Source organism: Niallia sp. 03133 (assembly GCF_052663225.1).
The window spans coordinates 377,673-400,225 of record NZ_JBQTCY010000004.1 but is presented as its reverse complement, the minus strand read 5'-3'; the positions used below and the strand labels follow the sequence as shown (position 1 = coordinate 400,225).

Here is a 22,553-nt window from a genome sequence, read left to right as displayed (position 1 = left end):
TCTATTCTTTGGATTTGCCCAAAGTATAAGCATTGTAGGGGGCAGTCTTCCATTCCTGGACAATGTTCCAAGCGTTTATTTATTAATCGCTCCATATGTATTAACGATTGTAGCGTTAACAGGATTTATTGGACGTGCTGACGCTCCAAAGGCTGCAGGTATTCCTTATATTAAAGGTAATAGATAATAGACTAATTTATATTAAGATTAGCAGCACATACCAAGGTCATGGTTTGTGCTGCTTTTTTTGAAAGTAGGCTTGAAGAATAAGTCATGACAGCTGCAGAACCATGAGATACAATTTTACTGGTAATTTTGTTTCTAGTGTAGTATTTTTAACAAGATAAAACGGAGGGATGAATATGGGGAAGAATATTATATTTGACTTGCATACACATCATGATCGATGTGGTCATGCAACTGGAAAGATAGAGGATTACATAAAGGCGGCAATCGATAAGGGGCTTCATTATATCGGCATTTCTGATCATTCTCCGCTGTTTTACAGTGACAAAGATCAAATGTGGCCAGGGTATGCAATGGCAAAAAGTGAACTTGGAAATTATGTAAAGGAAGTTTTGAAACTTAAAGAAGCTTACAAAGACAAAATTCATGTATTGCTCAGCATGGAAAGTGATTATATTCCAGAGCATTTCGAATTATATCAAAAAAGCTATCAAAATTATTCTTTTGATTATTTAATAGGTTCCGTTCATTTTGTAGATGGAGTAAGTATATTTGATCGGATGCAATGGGATGGGTTAAATGAAGAAGAGTGTATTAATCTAAAAGATAACTATTACAAGCTTATTCAAGAATCAGCTAGATGTGGTCTATTTCAAGTACTTGCCCATATAGATGCGATGAAAGGATATTACCCAGAATTTTCGAAGATTGACACACCTATTATTGGTGAAACACTTAAAGTTATTGGTGAAGAAGGTGTTGCAATTGAGGTTAATACATCTGGTAAAACGAAAGACTGTGGAGGGTGGTATCCTTCAAACGAAATTTTAGAACGTGCCTTATATTATGGCGTGGATATCTCCTTTGGATCAGATGCCCATACATATGAGCGTATTGGAGAAGATTATTTTGAAGTTCAGAAGCAGTTAAAGGAAATCGGTTTTAAAGAAATGATTTTTTACGTAGAAAAGAAAAGACAGATCGTCACTTTATAATAAAGAAAAGTTGAAATAATAACTTGCGATATAATGAATAAGAAGAGTGAAACGATAAGCTTTATCGGAAGTCCAAAATTAAGAAATAAAAAATTAGTTAGCTTCTTATTAAAAAAAGATGTCAGGTTTTATGACAAAAGTATAGACTTATAGGAACTATTAATTTAATATTAAGAAAAGTTAATGATTCCACTATGGTTATAGGAGAAATATTCTCGAATCAAGTAAAGAACTATCTTGCAGAAAAACGTTTTTCAATAAAATAATAGGAAGAACTTTTTTGCACAAGCAAAGTAAGTAACTATTTTAATCAAAACAAGATACTATTCTTTTGAATAGAAAAACGTTTTTCTAAAAAGAAAACCGGGATAATCGTTTCTGGATAAAGAAAACAAGATACTATTTCTTGTAATAGAAAAACGTTTTTCTATTACAAGCAAAGAAGATTACTATTTTTGAACAAAAAAATGTTTTTCTATAATATAATAAGGAAGAACGTTTCTGTATTAGTAAGGCAAGATATTGTTTTTTAAGCAGAAAAACGTTTTTCTAAAAAGAAAACCGGGATAATCGTTTCTGGATAAAGAAAACAAGATACTATTTCTTTGAATAGAAAAACGTTTTTCTATTATAGGACAAGCAAAGAATCTGTAATATAATAAGGAAGAACGTTTCTGTATTAGTAAGGCAAGATATTGTTTTTTTAAGCAGAAAAACGTTTTTCTAAACCAGAGCAATGCTATCTAAACCGGTAAAGGGTGAGATTATGAAAATAACAATTAAGGATGTGGCAAGGAAAGCAAATGTGTCCATTTCTACTGTCTCAAATGTTATTAACAAAAGCAAAAGGGTAAGTCCAGAGGTAACGGAAAGAGTATTAAAAGTAGTGAATGAGTTTGGGTTTAGTCCTAACGTGATTGCACGCAGTTTAATTAAGAAAGAAACTTTGTCCATAGGTGTGCTAATTCCAGGTATTGAAAATACATTTACATCTAATTTTGTGAGAGTAATTGAAAAAGAACTTTTTAAACATAACTATTCAACATTACTTTGCAATACGGAGCTTGATATGGATATTGAGCTGCATTATTTAAAGTTGATGAAAGAAAAGTATGTAGATGGAGTGGTACTGCTAACTTCTACTTTGCAGCAAATGCATATCGATTTTTTTGAGGAAAATTCTATTCCTGTTGTATTAGCAAGCCTTACCGACAAGAATGGCAGATTTTCCTCCGTTAATATCGATGATTACCAGGCTGGTTATGATGCAGCCCAGTATTTAATTAAATTGGGACATCGGAAAATTGCATGGTTCGGCGGAGATATAAAACATGATCATTCAATTCTAAGGTTTGAAGGATATAAACAAGCACTTGATGATTATGAAGTTGTCTACGAAGAAAATGTTTTTTTTAATGAAGAATATCAAATTAAATCAGGCTATGAGAGAGGAATGGAAATTTTCAGGAAGGAAAACCGTCCTACTGCTGTATTCTGTATCAGCGACGTGATTGCTATAGGGACCATTCAAGCAGCAGAAGAATGCGGACTTCGGGTTCCAGAAGATATTTCGATTATGGGATTTGATGATATTCCAATTGCTGGCGCTTATCGACCTGGAATAACGACCGTTCGACAACCAGTTTATGATTTGGGAGTTCAAGCAGCACAAATGCTGCTACAACAAATTAAGGAGAAAAAAAGCTATAAAAAAGAAGCCAGAATTCTTCCGCATGAAATAATAACGAGGGGGAGTTGTAAAAATATTAAGAAAAATAGTGAATAAAGGATGACCAGTCATTCTTTATTCACTATAATTCGAATATTCCAAATAAACAGAATAATAAAAATTTTTTTAGAAAGAAAAACGTTTTTCTAAATAAAATAACCAAAGTATAAAGGGGGTGTTTATTAAATTTAAATTATCCGTTTGAACTATTGTTCCATTAAACCTGAAAAAAATAAAAGGAGTAGGATAAAAATGAAAAAAATACTAAAAATGTCTTCAATAACAATGATCATTCTGCTTTTACTTGTGGCTTGTAGTAAACCTAATTCATCTGATCAATCTGGGACAAATACAAATGATGGAAATGACACAGCAACACCAACCGACTTAAAGCCAGAGCCTGGTGCAGAATTGCTTTTTTGGACGATGAAAGATCCATTGGTTGAATCAGCAGTGAAAGAATTTGAAGAGAAATACAACATTAAAGTAAATGTGGAAGAAGTGCAAACCTGGGATACTGCTGACCGAGTGAAAACAGATGGCCCTGCTGGATTGGCAGCTGATGTAATTGGTATGGTATCCGACAATTTAGGAGCTACTGTGGACGCTGGCGTTGTAGTGCCTAACGATTATTTTGAAAAAGATACAAGAGAAAATAGTAGTAAAGTTGCTTTAGATGCCTCTTCTTATAAAGGAGTACTTTATGGTTATCCTCGAGATGTTTATACTTATTCGCTATACGTTAATAAAGATTTGGTAAAAGATGCAAAATTAGAAACATGGGATGATATTAAAGCTTTTGCAAAGAAATATAATAACGTTTCAAAAAATCAGTTTGGATTTATGTATGATGCAAAAAGCTGGTACTTTAATTCTTCATTTATTTTAGGATATGATGGTTATATTTTTGGGAAAAATGGTACAGACGTAAATGACATTGGTATTAATAGTGCTGGTGCAGTTAAGGGGATGGAGTTCTATCATTCTCTAAAAGAAATCTTACCACTTAAATTGCAAGATATCAGTAACGATGTCAGATTACATCTGTGGGAACAGGGGAAATTAGCGATAAACATGGATGCTACTTGGAATCTTGGTCCTAATAAAAAAATGCCATTTGAGGTTGAAGTTCTTCCGTTGCCAGAGATGTCGGATGGCAAAACACCAGTAGCTCTAGTAGGTAGTACAGGATATTATGTGACTTCATATACTAAATATCCAAATGCTTCAAGGCTATTTGCGAACTTTCTTACTTCCAAGGAGAAACTAGGAGAACTTTATGAATCCACAGGAAGAATTCCAGCACTTAATGGATTTGAGAATGAGGAAAAGTATAAAAATGATCAAATGCTGCAGGGATTCCTAACTCAAATTAATAATGGTGCTGCACTACCAAATGTTCCGGAAATGAGTAACTATTGGAAAAGTTTAGAATCGGCTACTATGGAAATTTGGGATAATGATGCAGAAGTTAAAAAGACGTTGGATAACGCTGCAGAAGATATGAAAAGCGGAATTAAGACAAGTAAGTAAAAATAGCTCGGATAAATGATATTCATTATATTAAACTAGGTACTTTAGCTTTAGCAGTGTAACAGCAATTTATTTTTAATAAATTATTAAATAGTTTGTGAAATAGCCATAAGTTGGAGTGATAAATGCCAACTTATGGTGACCTCACTATTTATCATTAATGGGGGTTATAGACCATGGCAGGATTGCGTTTTGAGCATGTGAAGAAAAAATATAAAAATGATGCTTATACAGTTAAGGATTTTCATTTAGAAGTGAAAGATAAAGAGTTTTTAGTACTTGTGGGTCCTTCTGGTTGTGGCAAGTCAACAACCCTTCGAATGATAGCTGGGTTGGAGGATATAACAGAGGGAGACTTTTATATTGGGGATAAACTAGTGAATGATCTTGCTCCAAAAGATCGTGACATTGCGATGGTTTTTCAAAATTATGCTTTGTATCCTCATATGACCGTATTTGAAAATATGGCATTTAGCTTAAAACTGCGAAAAGTGCCAAAGAAAGAAATTGAAAAGCAAGTCCATGAAGCAGCAAAAATCTTAGATTTAGACCATCTTTTAAAACGCAAGCCTAAAGCTCTTTCAGGTGGGCAAAGACAGCGGGTTGCTTTAGGACGCGCTATCGTTCGGAATCCACAAGTATTCTTAATGGATGAGCCTTTATCCAATCTAGATGCCAAACTTCGTGTGCAAATGCGTTCAGAAATAAGCAAGCTGCATAAACGTTTGGAAACGACATTTGTGTATGTGACACATGACCAAACGGAAGCAATGACTATGGGAGATAGAATTGTTGTTATGTATAACGGAGAAATACAACAAGTAGCAACACCAACTGACATATATGATTTCCCTGTTAATAAATATGTTGCAGGGTTTATAGGATCACCTGCAATGAATTTTATAGAAGGAACGATTATAGAAGAGGGCTCGAATCTTTATTTTAGTACGCAGGGAGTCAAGGTCCAAGTTTCTAAAAAAGATGACTACATCCTTCGCTCGAAAGGATATGCTGGCCAAGAAGTGATCCTAGGAATCAGACCTGAAGACTTCTATATGGAAGCAATTAATATAGATACTTATGAAGAGTTATCGGCAGAAATTGAAGTAGTGGAAAATATGGGATCAGAGCTGTATTTATATGTTAAAAATAACTCTATTCCTCTAACTGCAAAGGTGAAAAATAAAGGGGAATACAACAGTGGTGATCATATCACATTGGCCATTGATATGAATAAATGCCATTACTTCGATATGGAAACGGAAAAAGCAATAAGATAAAGAAAGCACTGTGTATATTCAATTAAAAAAATTCGGGTTTTTTAAACTCATATTCTATTAAGTAATAACAGTACTTTTCTAATTTAGAAAAACAGGAGTTGAATCTTCATGCTTCAAAATGTAATTAAGTCTACCAAACAATCTAATAACTCCTATCGAAGGAATGCAGCGATTTTATCCATTTTAATGATGGGACTAGGTCAAGTTTATAACAAACAGTATATAAAAGGGATCTTTCTTCTTGCTATTCATGCCTTTAGTATGTATACAGCCATATATCGCCTTCCTTATACACTATGGGGTTTAATAACCCTGGGAGAAAAAGAGATGCACCTAGAAAAAGTAGGAGGGATCTATCAAAGTGTAATGGGAGACCATTCCATTTTGTTAATGGTTGAAGGCCTTATTACGCTCTTTATTTTTTGTATTATCGTATGTATATATATTCTAAATATTAAAGATGCGTATATAGTAGGAAAAAGTCGGGAAGAGGGAATAAAGCCTAATACGATCGTTCAAACAATAAGATATATAACAGAATACAGATTTCCGCAAATTATCTTATCGGTTCCTATGCTTGGTGTATTTTTCTTTACTGTATTGCCAATCATTTTTATGATTTTACTCGCATTTACTAATTATACAAGGGAAAATATGCCGCCTGCTCATTTGGTTGATTGGCAGGGATTTAAGACATTTCTCGATATCTTTAAAATAAAGGCATGGAGTCATACATTCTATGGTGTGATGATCTGGACGTTTATATGGGCTGTTTTTGCGACTCTTTTTCCTTTCATCGGTGGGTTTGGGATTGCATTGTTAGTTCAGAAAAAGGTGATTAAGTTTAAAAAGGTGTGGCGCACCATTTTTATGCTTCCATTTGCAATTCCGATGTTTGTATCTGTACTTATTTTCCGAAATATGTTTAACGGACAATTTGGTCCAATTAATCAGTATTTAGGGTATCTGGGTATTTCGAAAGTACCTTGGTTATCAGATGTTATGTGGGCAAAGTTTACGGTTGTGTTAGTGAATTTTTGGTTGACCTTTCCGATCAGCATGTTAATGATTATAGGGATTTTGACGACTATTTCAGCAGAATTATATGAAGCAGCAGATATAGATGGTGCAAATGGATTTCAAAAGCTTCGTTTAATTACGTATCCTATAGTTATGAAAACAATGGCACCTTTACTTGTTGTTACCTTTGCTCAGAATATAAATAATTTCAATGTTATTTATTTGTTAACAAATGGAAATCCAGCAATTGGAGATTATAAATTTGCAGGGGGCACAGATATCTTACTAACATGGCTTTACAAGCTTTCCATGGAGCAGGGGCAATATAATTTTGCTTCCGTTATTGGAATATTTATTTTTATTATATTATCAATTTTTACTATTTATAGAATAAAGCAAACAAAATCGTTTAAAGAGGAGGATACACACTGATGAAAAAAACGAAATCATTTCTCGATATCTCTTTTAGCTATTTAACTTTAATCATCGTTGCGGTCATCTGTATTTATCCTGCCTTATGGGTAATATTGTCTTCTTTTCGTCCAGGAACGTCATTGTTCAGTGAAACTTTGATTCCTGCTCATTTTACGTTTGATCACTATGTAACACTTTTTAAACAATATCCATTTGGACAGTGGTATTACAATACAATTAAAATTTCGGTAATAAGCACATTTTTCGGTACCCTTTTTACATTGATAACAGGGTATATATTTTCAGTTTTTCGTTTTAGTGGTAGGAAAAACTTAATGAATACTCTGCTTGTTTTACACGTGTTTCCTGGTTTTATGAGTATGATTGCTATCTATATATTGCTTAGCCAGATGAATCTTTTGAATACTCATACTGCACTCATATGCGTTTATGTGGCAGGAGCACCGCTTTGGTTTCTATTCTCGAAAACTTATTTTGACACAATGCCAAAAAGTGTTATTGAAGCTGCCAGAATAGATGGAGCAGGTCACTTAAGGATTTTCACTCAAATTATTTTGCCAATGTCAAAACCATTAATTGTATTTACCTCCCTTATGACATTTAATACAGCATTTACGGATTTTATTTTTTCAAAGCTAATTTTACGTTCACCTGAACAAAAAACGCTTGCTGTTGGTTTGTTTGATATGATTAATGATAAAGTTGCAGGTCAGCTTCCCTTCACATTATTTGCAGCAGGCTGTGTTATGGTTGCCTTGCCTGTAACGTTATTGTTTATGTTTATGCAGCGATACTTGATAGACGGGCTAACAGCTGGAGCTGATAAAGGATAAAAAATAAATTCAATACTGGATGGCTAAAAGCGGTGCAAGCCATATCACATCAAATAAAGGAGGGAAAAGGATAAATGATGAATGATAGTAAAAACCATAAGAAGCATACTACCAAAATTGCAATTATAGGGGGAACATACCTTAAAAGTGTCATGTTGGATTCCGGTCTACTGGAAGAAAAACCTTTTATTATCGAGACTCCTGTAGGTAGATCACCTGAAATATGGAATGGAAGTTCGAAAAACATACCATTTTATTATGTTCATGATCATGGAAGTGGCAAGTTTGTAGAGACTTGGGCTGCTCTCTATCAATTGGGAGTGAAGGAAGTGATTGGGGGGGCGACTGCAGGTGGCATTAATCCAGCAATGAAAACTCGTGATTTTGTTGTTCCTAATGATTTTATTGATTTTAATTTCGAGCGTCCACGCTCACTTCCACACGCTATCTTTAATGATGATGGGTTAATTTTGCCGCGATATACACCTGCAACTGATCCGTATCTTGACGAAATACTTCTTAGTGAGACAAAGAGGCGCTTGGATAAGGATAGTGCTTTCCGCTGATATCCATGTACATAAGGGTGGGGTTGTGGTACAGGCAGCGGGAGGCCGCTTTGAAACACCTGCTGAGATTAGGATGTTCCAGCAAATGGGCGGTGATTTAGTAACAATGAGTATTGGCACCGAAATAGCATATGCAAGAATGGCAGGCATAAATTATTCCTGCTTAGTAATTATATCTAATCCAGCTGAAGGGTTAGGTGACTGGAAGTTTAATAGTTTGTTAGACATTTATCAGTCTCTGAATACGGTGTCTCTAGACGTTTTAGTTTCAGCATTACCTCATATTGCAAATTTGGAAGGGAAGTCCCGAATAGGCGATGAGTTGCGTATCCATCCCTGAAAAGCGATAGGGATAATTACCGGGGAGTTATTTTAAAAGAAAAACGTTTTTCTTTTTTTGGATAGCAGTGGTTAAATTTCAACTTCTCACCTTTATAAAGTTAAAGGAGAATATTAGGAAGGAAATGGTTGCAACATTTCTAATTTGGAGGGTTATTATGCAGCGAGATATAAAAAAAATCATTTCACAAATGACTTTAGAAGAGAAAGCGAGCTTATGCTCTGGATTGGATTTTTGGAAATTGAAGGGGATTGAGCGATTAGGGATTCCTTCGATTATGGTAACAGATGGTCCCCATGGACTGAGAAAGCAAAAAGAAGGAGCAGATCATTTAGGGTTATTTGATAGTGTACCAGCAACATGTTTCCCATCTGCAGTTGGACTGGCAAGTTCATGGAACAGAGAGTTAATAGAAAAAGTCGGGATAGCTCTAGGAGAGGAAGCACAAGCCGAGGATGTAGCTGTCCTTCTTGGACCAGGAGTAAATATAAAACGCTCTCCTCTATGCGGAAGAAACTTTGAATATTTTTCAGAAGATCCGTATCTATCATCTGAAATGGCGGCATATCATATTAAAGGTGTTCAAAGTCAGGGCGTTGGAACTTCTCTGAAACACTTTGCTGTGAATAATCAGGAGCATCGAAGAATGTCAACCGATGCAGTTGTAGACGAAAGAACGCTGCGGGAGATTTATTTGGCTAGTTTTGAAGGAGCTGTTAAGCAGTCTCAGCCATGGACAGTTATGTCGGCATATAATAAGGTAAATGGAACATTCGCTTCGGAAAACAAAACATTATTAAATGATATTTTGAAAGAGGAATGGGGCTTTGAAGGATTTGTTATTTCCGATTGGGGAGCTGTTAATGAGCTTGTTGACGGAATAGCTGCTGGTTTGGAGCTTGAAATGCCTTCAAGTGGCGGAATTGGTGAACAAAAGATTGTAGAGTCTGTAAATAGCGGCAAGCTATCGGAAGAAAAATTGGACCTTGCTGTAGAGAGAATGCTGCGAATTATATTTAGAGCAATGGATCATAAAAAAGAAGATGCAGTCTACGATTCAGAAGCACACCACGTACTTGCAAGGGAAGCTGCAAAAGAATGTATGGTGCTGTTAAAAAATGAAGATTGCATTCTGCCGCTGAAAAAAGAAGGCACTATAGCTGTGATTGGAGAATTTGCCAAAAAACCAAGATTCCAAGGGGGCGGAAGCTCTAATATAAAGCCAACAAAACTAGAAAATATTCTAGATGAAATTCATATTATTGCTGGCGATAATATGAATGTATTATATGCTGATGGCTATAACCTTAAAAATGATGCTATTGATGAAGCAAAAATTAATGAGGCAAAAGAAACCGCAGCTAAAGCAGATAAAGTGATTCTATTTGTTGGGCTGCCAGATCGCTACGAATCGGAAGGGTATGATCGAGAACATTTGCGTATGCCTGAAAATCATCGTCAATTGATTGAATCGTTAGCTCAAGTCAACCGCAATATTATTGTTGTTTTAAGTAATGGTTCTCCTATTGAAATGCCTTGGCTCCCAAATGTAAAGGGAGTGCTTGAAGGTTATTTGGGTGGTCAAGCACTCGGAGGCGCCATTGCTGAGTTGCTATTTGGAGAAGCAAATCCAAGTGGGAAATTAGCGGAAACTTTCCCTAAGCAATTAAGTGATAATCCATCTTATCTCTATTTTCCTGGTGAAGGAGACCAAGTGGAATATAGAGAAGGCATTTTTATCGGCTACCGCTACTACGATACAAAAGAAGTAGAACCATTATTTCCATTCGGTTATGGACTAAGCTATACAAGCTTTGAGTATAGTGATCTATCAATAAGCAACAAAGAAATTCAGGATACAGATCCAGTAACGGTTAGGTTAAAGGTGAAAAATATTGGTGACAGAGCTGGTAAAGAAGTAGTACAGCTTTATGTAAAAGATGTAGAAAGTAGTGTTATTAGACCTGAAAAAGAGCTGAAAGGTTTTGAAAAAATAGAACTTCAGCCAGGTCAGGAAAAACTAGTTACTTTTGCATTAGATAAACGTTCATTTGCTTATTATCATGCTGGAATAAAAGATTGGCATGTGGAAACGGGAGAGTTTGATATACTGATCGGTAAATCTTCTAGAGATATTATTCTTAAAGATAAAATCCTTGTTCAATCGACAAGACCTATAAGCAATCCAATCCATCGAAATTCCCTTGTTGGAGATTTACTTGCAGACCCAGTATTGGCACCATTAACACAAAAGTTTCTAGCGAAAGCAAATGAAAATAATCCGTTAGCAGCAGAAGTAGATGATGAAAGCGAAAATGCTGAAATGATGGCTTCCTTAAATAAATATTTGCCTTTGCGTGCATTAGTTAGTTTTAGCGCAGGTTATTTTACAGAGGAAATGCTAGAAGATATGATAACGCAATTAAATGAAGTATTAACGAAAGAAAAGAATTTAATTGCGAAATGAGGGAAGTGATACAAAATGGAGAAAAAATGGTGGAAAGAAAGTGTTGTCTATCAAATTTATCCAAGAAGCTTTATGGACAGTAATGGAGATGGAATCGGTGATTTAAAAGGAATTACATCAAAGCTTGACTATTTGAAGGAATTAGGTGTTGATGTCATTTGGCTATCACCAGTGTATAAATCACCAAATGACGATAATGGTTATGATATTAGTGACTACCAGGATATTATGGATGACTTCGGAACAATGGAAGATTGGGATGAATTGTTGAAAGAGCTTCATAGTCGTAACATGAAACTTATGATGGATCTTGTTGTAAATCATTCCTCAGATGAACATCAATGGTTTGTTGAATCACGTAAATCAAAGGATAATCCGTATAGAGATTATTATATTTGGAGACCCGGTAAGGATGGACAAGAGCCTAACAACTGGGTATCCGTTTTTAGTGGATCAGCCTGGCAGTATGATGAAAAAACTGAGGAATATTATTTGCATTTATTTAGTAAAAAACAACCTGATTTAAATTGGGAAAACCAAAAATTAAGAAAAGAAGTCTATGATATGATGACATGGTGGCTTGAGAAAGGCATCGATGGATTCCGTATGGACGTTATTGATATGATCTCTAAGGTAGATAGCTTGCCTAGTACAACTAGTGGAAAAAGGTACGACTGGGGAGGAGAGTTCTTTATGAACGGTCCTCATGTACACGAATATTTGCAAGAAATGAATCGGGAAGTACTCTCTAAGTATGACATTATGACAGTGGGAGAGTGCCCAGGAGCAACAACAATAGATGCTAAACAATTCTCAAATAGCGAAGGAACAGAATTAAATATGATTTTTACTTTTGAACATGTTTCTCTAGATTCTGGTCCAAAGGGAAAATGGGATATAACACCCTGGAAACTTGCAGATTTAAAGCATGTGATGACGAAGTGGCAAAAAGACTTAGAGGGGAAAGGCTGGAACAGTCTGTACTTAAATAACCATGATCAGCCAAGAATGGTTTCTCGTTTTGGCAATGATAATCAGTATAGAGTAGAATCGGCAAAAATGCTTGGAACCTTTCTTCATATGATGAAAGGGACTCCTTATATTTATCAAGGAGAAGAGATTGGCATGACTAATGTTCGCTTTGAATTATTAGAGGATTATAATGATCTAGAAATTCACAATATGTACCATGAAAAAGTGACAGTAGGATCTGAAGATCATAATAAAGTGATGGAAGCAATCTATGCAGTAGGTCGTGACAATGCAAGAACGCCAATGCAGTGGGATGAGAGTGAAAATAGTGGATTTACGATAGGAACTCCATGGTTAAAATTGAATCCGAATTATACGGAGATTAATGCAGCGCAAGCTCTGCAAGATCCCAATTCTGTGTTTTATTTTTATCAAAAACTAATAAAGCTTCGCAAAGAAAATGACATTATCGTCTATGGAACTTATGACCTTATTCTAGAAAATCATCCAACTATTTATGCCTATACTCGTAAGTTAGGCAACGAGATATTACTAGTAATATGCAACTTCTCAGAAGAAGCATCACTGTTTGAGTTTCCGGAAAATCTTACATTTGCAGCTTCTAGGCTGCTGATTAACAATTATGAAATTTCTAATGATGATTCACTTGATTCCTCCATTGAATTAAAACCATATGAGGCAAGGGTTTATCTTTTAAGTTAATGAAGAGAAAGAAAAAGGTTAAATGAATCGAAATTCAAAATATAAGTGTTTTACAACTTTGAGTGTTCTTGTTTTCTAGATGATTTATTGATTTTTTCTTGAATATCAATGTATCAGAAGGGAGGGGCAATGAGTAATCTAGAAATAGACATGTTAATAAAGCTTGGATTATCAGCAGTGTTAGGGATGATTATCGGATTAGAGCGCGAATTAAAAAGAAAACCTGTTGGGTTAAAAACAAGTCTTGTCATTTGTATTGTAAGCTGTCTTTTAACCGTAGTCTCGATTGAGTCAGCTTATATGTTTCCTAAAAACGAAAAAATTAATATTACTATGGATCCGTTACGTTTAGCTGCACAAATCGTTTCAGGAATAGGCTTTTTAGGTGCGGGGGTTATATTAAGGAGAGGGAATGACAGTATTTCCGGCTTAACTACTGCTGCTCTTATTTGGGGAGCAGCAGGTATAGGCATTGCAGTTGGTGCTGGATATTATTTAGAATCCATTATCGGAGTAACTTTATTAATAATTAGTGTAAAGTTCATTCCTTTCCTTATGAGCTTAATTGGCCCAAAACAATTACGTGAAAAAGAAATTACATTAAAGCTGCGAGTTGCCAAAAAAGAAAATATAAAATATATCATTTCATTTATACAAGATCAAAAAATTTCAATCAAGAATATTAGAATTAAAGACTTAGAAGGAGGAGAACATCTCATTTATTTAAGAGTTATAGTGGATTATAGAAGAAAAACGACTGATGTTTATTATAATGTTTCTGCAATAAAAGGGATTCGACAAATAGAAATTGAGAATTTGCACTAATATCATTACTTAAATTATCTTTTAGCATGGTATTTGTTTGTTTCTCACGTTATAAAAAAGATAAAGCCATGGATGTTTAAATAATACTAACCCGTGGCTTTGAATAAAAGCTAATAATAAAGAAGGCTAAAGAAATTATTTCATAGAAATAGTATAATTGTATATAGCCATTTTTCCAAAAACCTCTATTCCATCTTCCGATAAACCCCAGGTGAAACACCATACTTTTTCTTAAAAACTTTATGAAAATAAGGATAAACACCAAAGCCGCAGTTTTCTGCGATTTGTTCCAGCGTCAATGTTGTGTACTTCATCTGATTGATGGCAGCCGAGAGACGGATTTCCTGAGCATATTCTATCATCGTTTTACCGAAATTGCTTTTAAACAAATGGACAGACCGAGACACACTGAGGCCAACATGTTTTGCAACATCTTCTATTACTAATCCATTCATGGCATTTTCTTCTATGTATCGCATCATTTGGGTAACAGTAAAAGGGCGGTTAAAGGCAGGAGATGTTTCGGTTATAGCACGCTCCAAAGATAAACAAAGTGCTTGCAGCAAGTAGCTGGAAAGTTCTTTGTTTTTATCGAAGGCTAGCCGTCTTTCTTCCATAATAATGTGGTTCCAAAGATCCAATAAATTTTTATCTAAATTAATTTTAGAAAAGGTTGGTTTGGATGAACGATTCCACCATTCTTTAATCCAATCTCCATCACATAACAAGTGATAGTCACCACTTTTTTGATCTCCTTCAATTCGAATATCATAGAAGTCTCCGGGCTTCACCAAAATAAGATCCCCTTTTTTTATTTCCTTTTTGACTCCATTTACTATTACTTCAGAAGATCCCTCTGTTTGAAGGCGGAAAAGAAAATTAGGAAAGCCTGTTTTATATTGATCAAAGTATGGTGTTATGTGATAAGAATAACCACAATATTTAATAATGTTTTCCACAAAAAATTCTCCTTTAAGGAAATAGCAAAATAGTATATGTTTTTAATTATATCATTTATGTTCAACTTAATGAGATTATTATAAGATGTAATCAGATAAGTTATATGTTTTTGCAGGGAATGAGATAAGCATTTTACGGCATATTTGTCGTCTATTCTGCCAAAACATTACATAATTTTTTCATTGTTTTCATAAGGATGAAATCATATCAAGTCTTTAGATAGGAGGAAACCATATGAAAAAAATTCCTATAGCTGTGCAAATGTATTCTTTACGCAAGGAATGTGAACAGGATTTTGCTGGGACTTTAACAAAAGTAGCGGATATTGGTTTCGATGGAGTAGAACTTGCTGGCTATGGCGGGAGTACATCAAAAAAAGTAAGCGTTTTACTAAAGGATTTGGGTCTTCAAGCTGCTGCAAGCCATGTACCACTTGACGAGTTGCAAAGCAAGCTGCCTCAAGTAATAGAAGATCAGCACATCCTAGGCAGCAGGTATGTTGTATGTCCATATCTTCTGCCAGAACACCAACAGGAGAAAGATTACAAAGAGCTTATCTCCTTTTTAAATATTGCTGGTGAACAGTGTAAGAAGGAAGGGATTACACTTTGTTATCACAATCATGATTTTGAACTGACTGCCCTTTCTGATGGAAGAAAGGCACTGGAAACCATTTTTGACAGTACGAATGAAAGCAATGTACAAGCAGAATTAGATGTATATTGGCTGGCGAAAGCAGGCGAAAATCCGGTAGCTTGGCTAAACCGCTATCAAAAAAGAACACCACTTGTTCATTTGAAGGATATGACTACAGATGAAGAACAATTTTTTGCGGAGCTTGGAACAGGCGGAGTAGATATTGAAGCAATAGTAAACGCTGGAGAGGATGCAGATGTTCAATGGTGGATTGTGGAACAAGATGAAAGTCGCCGAACTCCATTTGAAAGCATCGAAATAAGCATGAATTATCTTAAGAAGAAGCTGAAAATTTAATAAAGCAGCAATTATTTTAGGATATATATTAATAAATATTCATCAATATTAAAAAATTAAGCGCTTACTTTTGATGAGATGCTTATAGAAAGGAACTTTGTTCCAATAAAATTTTAGGAGGAAATAAAATGAGTACATTAAAAATCGCAGTAATAGGTTGTGGAAGCATTGCAAAATATCGTCATATACCTGAATATAATACAAATAAAAATGTGGAAATTGTTGCTGTTTGCGATATTGTTTCCGAACGCGCGGAAGAAATGGCGGCGAAATATGGTGCAAAAGCTTTTACTGATTATAAAGAAGTTTTGGCTTTGGGAGAAATCGATGCAATCAGTGTTTGTCTGCCGAACTACCTTCATGCACCTGTCTCTATTGATGGATTAAACGCTGGCAAACATGTTCTTTGTGAAAAGCCAATGGCGACATCAAAAGAAGAAGCAGAAGCAATGATAGAAGCAGCAAAAACAAATGGAAAATTATTAATGATTGGTCATAACCAACGATTTGTTTCCTCCCATCAAAAAGCAAAAGCAATCATCGAAAGCGGCAAGCTTGGCAAAGTATACAGCTTCAAAACAACTTTTGGCCATGGTGGTCCAGAAGGCTGGAGTGCAGACGGCAAAGCGAGCTGGTTCTTTAAGAAAGAAAAAGCATTTATCGGTGCTATGGGGGATTTAGGTGTTCATAAAGCAGATTTAATGCGCTATCTATTAGGCGAGTTTTCAGAAGTAGGTGCATTCATTGAATCCAATGCAAAAGAAAACTCCGATGTAGATGATAATGCAGTTTGTATTTTACGCACAGAAAGCGGAGTTATTGGAACATTGGCTGCAAGCTGGGCATATGTTGCTGGGGCTGGTGATAATTCAACTATTATTTATGGAGAAAACGGTACGCTTCGATTAGAAGATGATCCCCAATATTCTTTAATAGAAGAATATCGCAATGGAGAAGTGATCAAACATCAGCTTGATAAAATTCAAACAAATGAAGAGGCTGGTCAAACTACTTCTCATGTGATTAATCACTTTGTCGAAAGCATTTTAGATAATAAACAACCATTGATTACAGGCGAAGAAGGAATGAAATCACTGCAAGTTATTTTAGGCGCTATCCAATCCCATGAAACAAAACAAATTGTATCCTTAAAGCAGGAGGTGCGAGTGCAATGAGATTAGGTGTATTTACTGTATTATTTGGGAGCAAACCTTTTGAAGAAATGCTGGACCATGTAAAAGCTGCAGGCCTAGACGCTGTAGAGATTGGCACCGGCGGATATCCTGGCAATGCACATTGCCCCCTTGATGAACTATTAGAGGATGAGCAGAAACGCAAGGACTACTTAGATGCCGTTACATCACGCGGTTTAACCATCAGTGCCTTTAGCTGCCACGGCAATCCAATCTCACCGGACAAAACATTCGCAGAAGAATCGGATGCTACTTTGCGAAAAACGATTAAACTAGCATCACTGCTTGGGGTGCCGGTAGTAAACGCGTTTTCCGGAACAGCTGGCGACAGTGAAGAAGCAAAGCAGCCAAATTGGCCAGTAGTAGCTTGGCCTACAGAATACAGCGATATTTTAAACTGGCAATGGGAAAATAAATTAATTCCATATTGGAAAGAAATCGGCGAGCTGGCAGAGCAGCACCAAGTGAAAATTGGGTTAGAGCTTCATGGAGGATTCCTTGTGCATACACCATATACGATGCTGAAGCTTCGCGAGGCGACATGTGATGCAATTGGAGCAAACTTAGATCCAAGCCATATGTGGTGGCAAGGGATTGATCCAGTTGCAGCCATTAAAATTCTTGGGGAAGCTGGCGCTATCCATCATTTCCATGCGAAAGACACTTATATCGACCAGGATAATGTGAATATGTATGGGTTGACTGATATGCAGCCATACGGCATATTGCAGACACGTGCTTGGACGTTCCGCAGCGTAGGATGTGGACACAGCATGCAAGAATGGTCGGATATGATGAGCGCCCTTCGTTTATATAACTATGACTATGTTGTAAGCATTGAACATGAAGATGCCCTAATGTCAACAGAGGAAGGGTTTAAACGAGCAGTGAAAAACTTAGATGATGTCTTAATCCGTGAACCTAATACCGAAATGTGGTGGGCATAAGGCAAGAAATTAGGAGGAGATCAAATGACAAGCAAAATCTATCAATTAGTAATTGTCGGATATGGCGGCATGGGAAGCTATCACGCTAAATTACTAAAAGATGTTCAAAATATTAACGTTATTGGAACATTTGACATCCAAGAAGAGAAAAGAGTAGCTTCCTTAGCTGATGGATATAAAGCATATGACAGTCTTGCAGATGTTCTGTCAGATGCGACAGTAGACTTTGTTCTTATTGCTACACCAAATGATGTTCATAAAGATATAGCTATCGCGGCATTGCAAGCAAAAAAACATGTTATCTGTGAAAAACCAGTAACAATAAAAAGCAATGATTTAAAAGAAATCATGTATGTGGCAGATGCAAATAATCGCCAATTTATTGTGCATCAAAACCGCAGATGGGACGAAGATTTTCTTACTGTTAAGAAAATATATGATGACAATATTATTGGAAATGCCTTTCATTTTGAATCAAGAGTGCAAGGTGCAAATGGTATTCCGGGGGACTGGCGCCATCTTAAAGCACAGGGCGGAGGGATGCTCCTTGACTGGGGTGTTCACTTATTAGACCAACTGCTGTTTATGGTTGACAGCAAAATCAGTAGTGTCTATTCTAATTTGAGCTTTGTATTAGGGGATGAAGTGGATGATGGGTTCCAATCGATTATCACATTTGAGAACGGTATTACAGCATTAATTGAAGTTGGCACAACAAACTTTATCCAGCTTCCTAGATGGTATGTAAAAGGGACAACAGGAACAGCGATCATAAATGATTGGAACTTGAATGGTAAAATCATTACCCAAAATTTTGGTGTCGAGATAGAAGCACCAAAACCAATTCAAGCTGGAAAAGGGTTGACTAAAACAATGGCGCCGCCTTCTGAAACAGCGATCAGCATTTCCCCATTGCCTAGTTTTGATGCAACGATGGAGAGCTTTTACAGCAATGTTGTTTCTGTCGTAGAAGGAAAGGCAGTGCCAATTGTAAAAAATGAAGAAGTTTTACGTGTATTGCGATTAATCGAAACAATTTTTGTTTCTGCAGAAAGAAACGAAGTAATCAAAAATTTTGATTCGTTAATTGCTATTGCTGAATAATGCAAATTGTACATGTAATCCAATAAATAAAAACGGCGGAGTATTAGAACACCACTTGCTAAGAAAATGTATTACTAGAGGAGAGAAGCTGAAATGATAACAATCTGGAATGAAAATCGTCATGAAAAAAAGAATCCACTTGTTGCAGAAATATACCCAAATGGAATACATGGAGCAATTGCTGGCTTTTTACAAGAGGCAGGATATGAAACAAATACCGCTACATTAGATGAACCAGAACATGGTTTAACAGATGAAGTATTAAATAAGACAGATGTATTAATCTGGTGGGGGCATTTGGCTCATCATGAAGTAGAGGATGAAATTGTGGAAAAAGTGAAGCAGCGAGTATTGGATGGAATGGGATTAATTGTCCTTCATTCTGGTCACTTTTCGAAAGTTTTTAAAGCATTAATGGGAACAAGCTGCGATTTAAAATGGCGGGAAGCAGATGATACAGAGCGCCTATGGGTAGTAGCACCCAACCATCCTATTGTAGATGGAATTGGTGAATATATTGAATTGGAAAAAGAAGAAATGTATGGAGAACATTTTGATATTCCTGCCCCAGAAGAGTTGATTTTCACAAGCTGGTTTGAGGGTGGAGAAGTGTTCCGAAGCGGCTGCACATACGCAAGAGGAAACGGAAAAGTATTTTATTTCCGTCCGGGACATGAAACATATCCAACCTACCATCATGCAGACATTCAAAAGGTTATTGCAAATGCAGTAGAGTGGGCGAAGCCAGTTAAACGGAAACGTCCAGTTTATGGAAATGCACAACCGCTTGAAAAAATATCTGCAAAACAAGTGGAAGTATAATAAAGTAAACTTCCATCAGTGGGGGTTTTCCTCATCCCCCACTGATGGTTAGTTGCACTTATCGGACCTTTACGGGCTGTTATCCCCACCTAGCTTCCTTGATTTCTCGGCATCCCCGAGGTGGGGGTCTTACAGCCCGTAAAGCGTGGGATAAAAAGTAATTGTTTAAAGTAAATCCTCTTGCAAAATGCTATTTGGTATTATGCAAGGGGATTTTTATCTGCTTGCTGGTTCTATGTATTTCCATATATAGAGATAAACATTTACTAATTTCTAAATAAATATTTAGTAAAAAAAGTAAAAATAATTACGTAATAATAAGTGTCTATTACTAGTGAAAATGCAAGATGCATAGTATGGTAGAAAAAGATATGAAAGCGTTTGATAATTAACGTCAATATGCTGCAAATAAGGAGAGGGTCTAATGGTATATCAAGCAGTTGGAAATCGATATGAATCGATGAAATATAATCGGACTGGGCGTTCTGGTTTATTACTTCCGGCAATTTCATTAGGACTTTGGCATAATTTTGGCGGAGTAGACACATATGAAAATGGTCGAGCCCTGCTTAGAAGAGCATTTGATTTAGGTATTACACATTTTGATCTTGCCAATAATTATGGTCCCCCTGCAGGCTCTGCAGAAGAAATGTTTGGGAAAATGTTGAAAACAGATTTTGCTCCTTATCGAGATGAAATGATCATCTCCTCTAAAGCAGGGTTTTATATGTGGCCAGGCCCATATGGAGAATGGGGCTCTAAAAAGAATTTGATTGCAAGCCTTGATCAAAGCTTAAAAAGAATGGGACTTGATTATGTTGATATTTTTTATTCTCACCGTCCTGATCCTGATACTCCATTGGAAGAAACAATGGGGGCGCTTGATCAGATAGTGCGTCAAGGAAAAGCATTGTATGTAGGCATCTCCAGCTATAGTGCGGAACAAACGAGAGAAGCAGTAAAAATCTTAAATGAATTAGGAACTCCCCTTCTTCTCCATCAGCCCAGCTATTCCATGTTTAACAGATGGATTGAAGATGGACTGCAGGATGTTTTAGAGAAAAATGGCGTTGGTTCTATCGCTTTCTGCCCGTTGGCACAAGGTTTATTAACAAATAAATATTTGTCAGGAGTGCCAAGGGATTCGCGAGCAGCAAAACCAACAGGGTTTTTAGGAGAAAATCAAGTCACAGAAGAAATCATACATCGTGTAAAAAAACTGAATGAAATTGCAGGTGAGCGAGGTCAGAGCCTTGCACAGATGTCCCTTGCGTGGGTGCTTCGCGGTGGAAAAGTCACATCTGCTTTAATAGGAGCAAGCAAAGTCAGCCAAATTGAAGATAATGTAGCAGCTTTACAAAATCTTGATTTTAGTAAAGAGGAGCTTGCAAGAATAGAAGATATTTTAAAATCTTAATAGTTAAGTAAGAGGAACGAATCAATGAGTGAATAGGTTCGTTCCTCTATTTAATTTCTGCACTATCTAAAGATTATGCTTCTTTCATTAATTCAGACAAAACATTCCCAATAATCTCTCCAGCTGTTTTTGGTGCAACTTTCGCAGGCAAGCCTAATGCCCATATCGTCTTGATTCCTTTTTCTTTGGCAAAAGCAAAGTCCGTTCCCCCTGGCTTAGAAGCTAGGTCAATAATAAGGGCGTCTTTTGACATGCTGGAGATAATGGAAGCATCTAAAATACAAAAAGGAATCGTGTTTAGGAAAATATTTATTTCTCGAGCTGCAGTGGAAAGATTTTGTACAAACACTGGAATCAAACCCATTTCGATCACACGAGCAGCATCTGCAGGATTTCGAATGCATACATGAACCTTTGCTCCAACTGAAGAAAACAGTCTTGCTGCTGTTATGCCGACTCTGCCAAAACCTAATATCATTACATTTGCATTATGTATGGTAAAGGAAGTATGCTGTATGGCAAGCATTAAAGCTCCTTCTGCAGTAGGGATGGAATTAAATATAGCCACATCATCTCTATTAAACAAAGCAACTAGTTTTCTATTTGTTTCTTTTTGCAGACGATCCAGAAAAGGAGTAATAATCCCCGTATAAAGGATACAATCTTTTTTTGTTTGTTCCACCATTTCTTTTTCCAAAAAAAGATCCGTTGAACAAAAACTAGATTCAATTTTTCCTTTTTCATTAACCCCTGGAACGGGCAAAAGAATCGCATCAAATATACGAAAATCTGTTTGCAAAAGATTTAGATAAAAAACATTTTCTTTTTTAAACTTCCATTCTTCAAAACCAACTAAATAAACGGCTGCTTGCATTTCGGCTAATTTTTTTATTACTTCTACTTGTCGGAAGTCTCCTCCCATGATTAAAATACTTTTTTCCTTTAGCATAAACTTCCTCCTTGCTGCATTTTCTTTATTATAAAGGATACCTACTAAAGTTTTGATCAAAGTGTTTTATATTCTTGTAACATCTTCATATTTACAAAAATTTCTATTTTCACAAAATCGTCAATGTTTATGAGGGTGATTTGTAGTATAACAGAAGAGAGATAATGAAATCTGTATATGTCTGTTTCGCTTTAATAGGGTTAAATACTGGTACAGCCGCCTAACAAATAAGGACAAAAACTAATTCGTAAAAAACAGGCTAAC

At 36.0% G+C, this 22,553-nt stretch carries 19 protein-coding genes and 1 pseudogene; 18 read left to right on the top strand and 2 right to left on the bottom strand.

Translation table 11 applies throughout. The features are described 5' to 3' along the window. From ACTYBU_RS08265 to ACTYBU_RS08210, 12 genes and pseudogenes are all read left to right on the top strand, one after another. Positions 1 to 187 (top strand): annotated as a pseudogene (locus tag ACTYBU_RS08265) (ABC transporter permease); the annotation flags it as partial. A 175-nt stretch (positions 188 to 362) separates the two neighbouring features. After that, on the top strand, positions 363 to 1,181 hold the full coding sequence (locus ACTYBU_RS08260) for a histidinol-phosphatase (RefSeq protein ID WP_445488761.1): 819 nt from the start codon (positions 363 to 365) through the stop codon (positions 1,179 to 1,181). Between the two features lie 766 nt (positions 1,182 to 1,947). Then, the gene (locus ACTYBU_RS08255; RefSeq protein ID WP_445488759.1) at positions 1,948 to 2,967 is read left to right on the top strand and encodes a LacI family DNA-binding transcriptional regulator; all 1,020 of its coding nucleotides are present in this window, start codon (positions 1,948 to 1,950) and stop codon (positions 2,965 to 2,967) included. Positions 2,968 to 3,162: 195 nt separating this feature from the next. Beyond that, entirely contained in the window at positions 3,163 to 4,443 is a 1,281-nt protein-coding gene (locus ACTYBU_RS08250; protein WP_445488757.1) for a sugar ABC transporter substrate-binding protein, read from the top strand. Between the two features lie 176 nt (positions 4,444 to 4,619). Next, positions 4,620 to 5,723, top strand: a complete 1,104-nt coding sequence (locus ACTYBU_RS08245; RefSeq protein ID WP_445488755.1) for an ABC transporter ATP-binding protein — start codon at positions 4,620 to 4,622, stop codon at positions 5,721 to 5,723. 108 nt (positions 5,724 to 5,831) lie between these two features. After that, positions 5,832 to 7,175: an ABC transporter permease subunit gene (locus tag ACTYBU_RS08240; protein ID WP_445488753.1), complete on the top strand. Its 1,344-nt coding sequence runs from the start codon at positions 5,832 to 5,834 to the stop codon at positions 7,173 to 7,175. Then, entirely contained in the window at positions 7,175 to 8,011 is an 837-nt protein-coding gene (locus ACTYBU_RS08235; RefSeq protein ID WP_445488751.1) for a sugar ABC transporter permease, read from the top strand. The genes ACTYBU_RS08240 and ACTYBU_RS08235 overlap by 1 nt, the downstream gene beginning before the upstream one ends. 74 nt (positions 8,012 to 8,085) lie before the next feature. Next, positions 8,086 to 8,577, top strand: coding sequence for a phosphorylase family protein (locus ACTYBU_RS08230; RefSeq protein ID WP_445488750.1), 492 nt, complete (start codon positions 8,086 to 8,088; stop codon positions 8,575 to 8,577). 25 nt (positions 8,578 to 8,602) lie between these two features. Further along, a complete protein-coding gene (locus ACTYBU_RS08225) occupies positions 8,603 to 8,917 on the top strand; it encodes a phosphorylase family protein (protein WP_445488748.1) in 315 nt (104 codons plus the stop codon). 157 nt (positions 8,918 to 9,074) lie between these two features. Beyond that, entirely contained in the window at positions 9,075 to 11,384 is a 2,310-nt protein-coding gene (locus ACTYBU_RS08220) for a glycoside hydrolase family 3 C-terminal domain-containing protein (protein WP_445488746.1), read from the top strand. Positions 11,385 to 11,399: 15 nt separating this feature from the next. After that, positions 11,400 to 13,079 (top strand): glycoside hydrolase family 13 protein, encoded by a 1,680-nt coding sequence (locus ACTYBU_RS08215; protein WP_445488744.1) that lies wholly within the window; start codon positions 11,400 to 11,402, stop codon positions 13,077 to 13,079. 129 nt (positions 13,080 to 13,208) lie between these two features. Then, positions 13,209 to 13,904: an MgtC/SapB family protein gene (locus ACTYBU_RS08210; protein WP_445488743.1), complete on the top strand. Its 696-nt coding sequence runs from the start codon at positions 13,209 to 13,211 to the stop codon at positions 13,902 to 13,904. 185 nt (positions 13,905 to 14,089) lie between these two features. On the opposite strand, the gene ACTYBU_RS08205 is transcribed toward ACTYBU_RS08210, so the two are convergent. After that, positions 14,090 to 14,863 (bottom strand): AraC family transcriptional regulator, encoded by a 774-nt coding sequence (locus ACTYBU_RS08205; RefSeq protein ID WP_445488741.1) that lies wholly within the window; start codon positions 14,861 to 14,863, stop codon positions 14,090 to 14,092. Between the two features lie 235 nt (positions 14,864 to 15,098). Here ACTYBU_RS08205 and ACTYBU_RS08200 point away from each other — a divergent pair, with 235 nt between their 5' ends. The 6 genes from ACTYBU_RS08200 (at position 15,099) to mgrA (ending at position 21,340) form a co-directional block, all read left to right on the top strand. Beyond that, positions 15,099 to 15,857, top strand: a complete 759-nt coding sequence (locus tag ACTYBU_RS08200; RefSeq protein ID WP_445488739.1) for a sugar phosphate isomerase/epimerase family protein — start codon at positions 15,099 to 15,101, stop codon at positions 15,855 to 15,857. A gap of 128 nt (positions 15,858 to 15,985) precedes the next feature. Beyond that, on the top strand, positions 15,986 to 17,032 hold the full coding sequence (locus ACTYBU_RS08195) for a Gfo/Idh/MocA family protein (RefSeq protein ID WP_445488738.1): 1,047 nt from the start codon (positions 15,986 to 15,988) through the stop codon (positions 17,030 to 17,032). After that, positions 17,029 to 17,997 (top strand): sugar phosphate isomerase/epimerase family protein, encoded by a 969-nt coding sequence (locus ACTYBU_RS08190; RefSeq protein ID WP_445488736.1) that lies wholly within the window; start codon positions 17,029 to 17,031, stop codon positions 17,995 to 17,997. Before ACTYBU_RS08195 ends, ACTYBU_RS08190 begins: the two co-directional genes overlap by 4 nt. A 24-nt stretch (positions 17,998 to 18,021) precedes the next feature. Further along, positions 18,022 to 19,101 carry a Gfo/Idh/MocA family protein gene (locus ACTYBU_RS08185; protein ID WP_445488734.1) on the top strand — a complete coding sequence of 360 codons (1,080 nt, stop codon included), beginning with the start codon at positions 18,022 to 18,024 and terminating at the stop codon, positions 19,099 to 19,101. Positions 19,102 to 19,194: 93 nt separating this feature from the next. Continuing rightward, the gene (locus tag ACTYBU_RS08180; protein ID WP_445488733.1) at positions 19,195 to 19,923 is read left to right on the top strand and encodes a ThuA domain-containing protein; all 729 of its coding nucleotides are present in this window, start codon (positions 19,195 to 19,197) and stop codon (positions 19,921 to 19,923) included. A gap of 424 nt (positions 19,924 to 20,347) precedes the next feature. Then, positions 20,348 to 21,340, top strand: a complete 993-nt coding sequence (mgrA, locus tag ACTYBU_RS08175; RefSeq protein WP_445488732.1) for an L-glyceraldehyde 3-phosphate reductase — start codon at positions 20,348 to 20,350, stop codon at positions 21,338 to 21,340. A 73-nt stretch (positions 21,341 to 21,413) separates the two neighbouring features. On the opposite strand, the gene dpsA is transcribed toward mgrA, so the two are convergent. After that, positions 21,414 to 22,289: a dipicolinate synthase subunit DpsA gene (dpsA, locus tag ACTYBU_RS08170; RefSeq protein WP_445488730.1), complete on the bottom strand. Its 876-nt coding sequence runs from the start codon at positions 22,287 to 22,289 to the stop codon at positions 21,414 to 21,416. Positions 22,290 to 22,553: the final 264 nt, after the last annotated feature.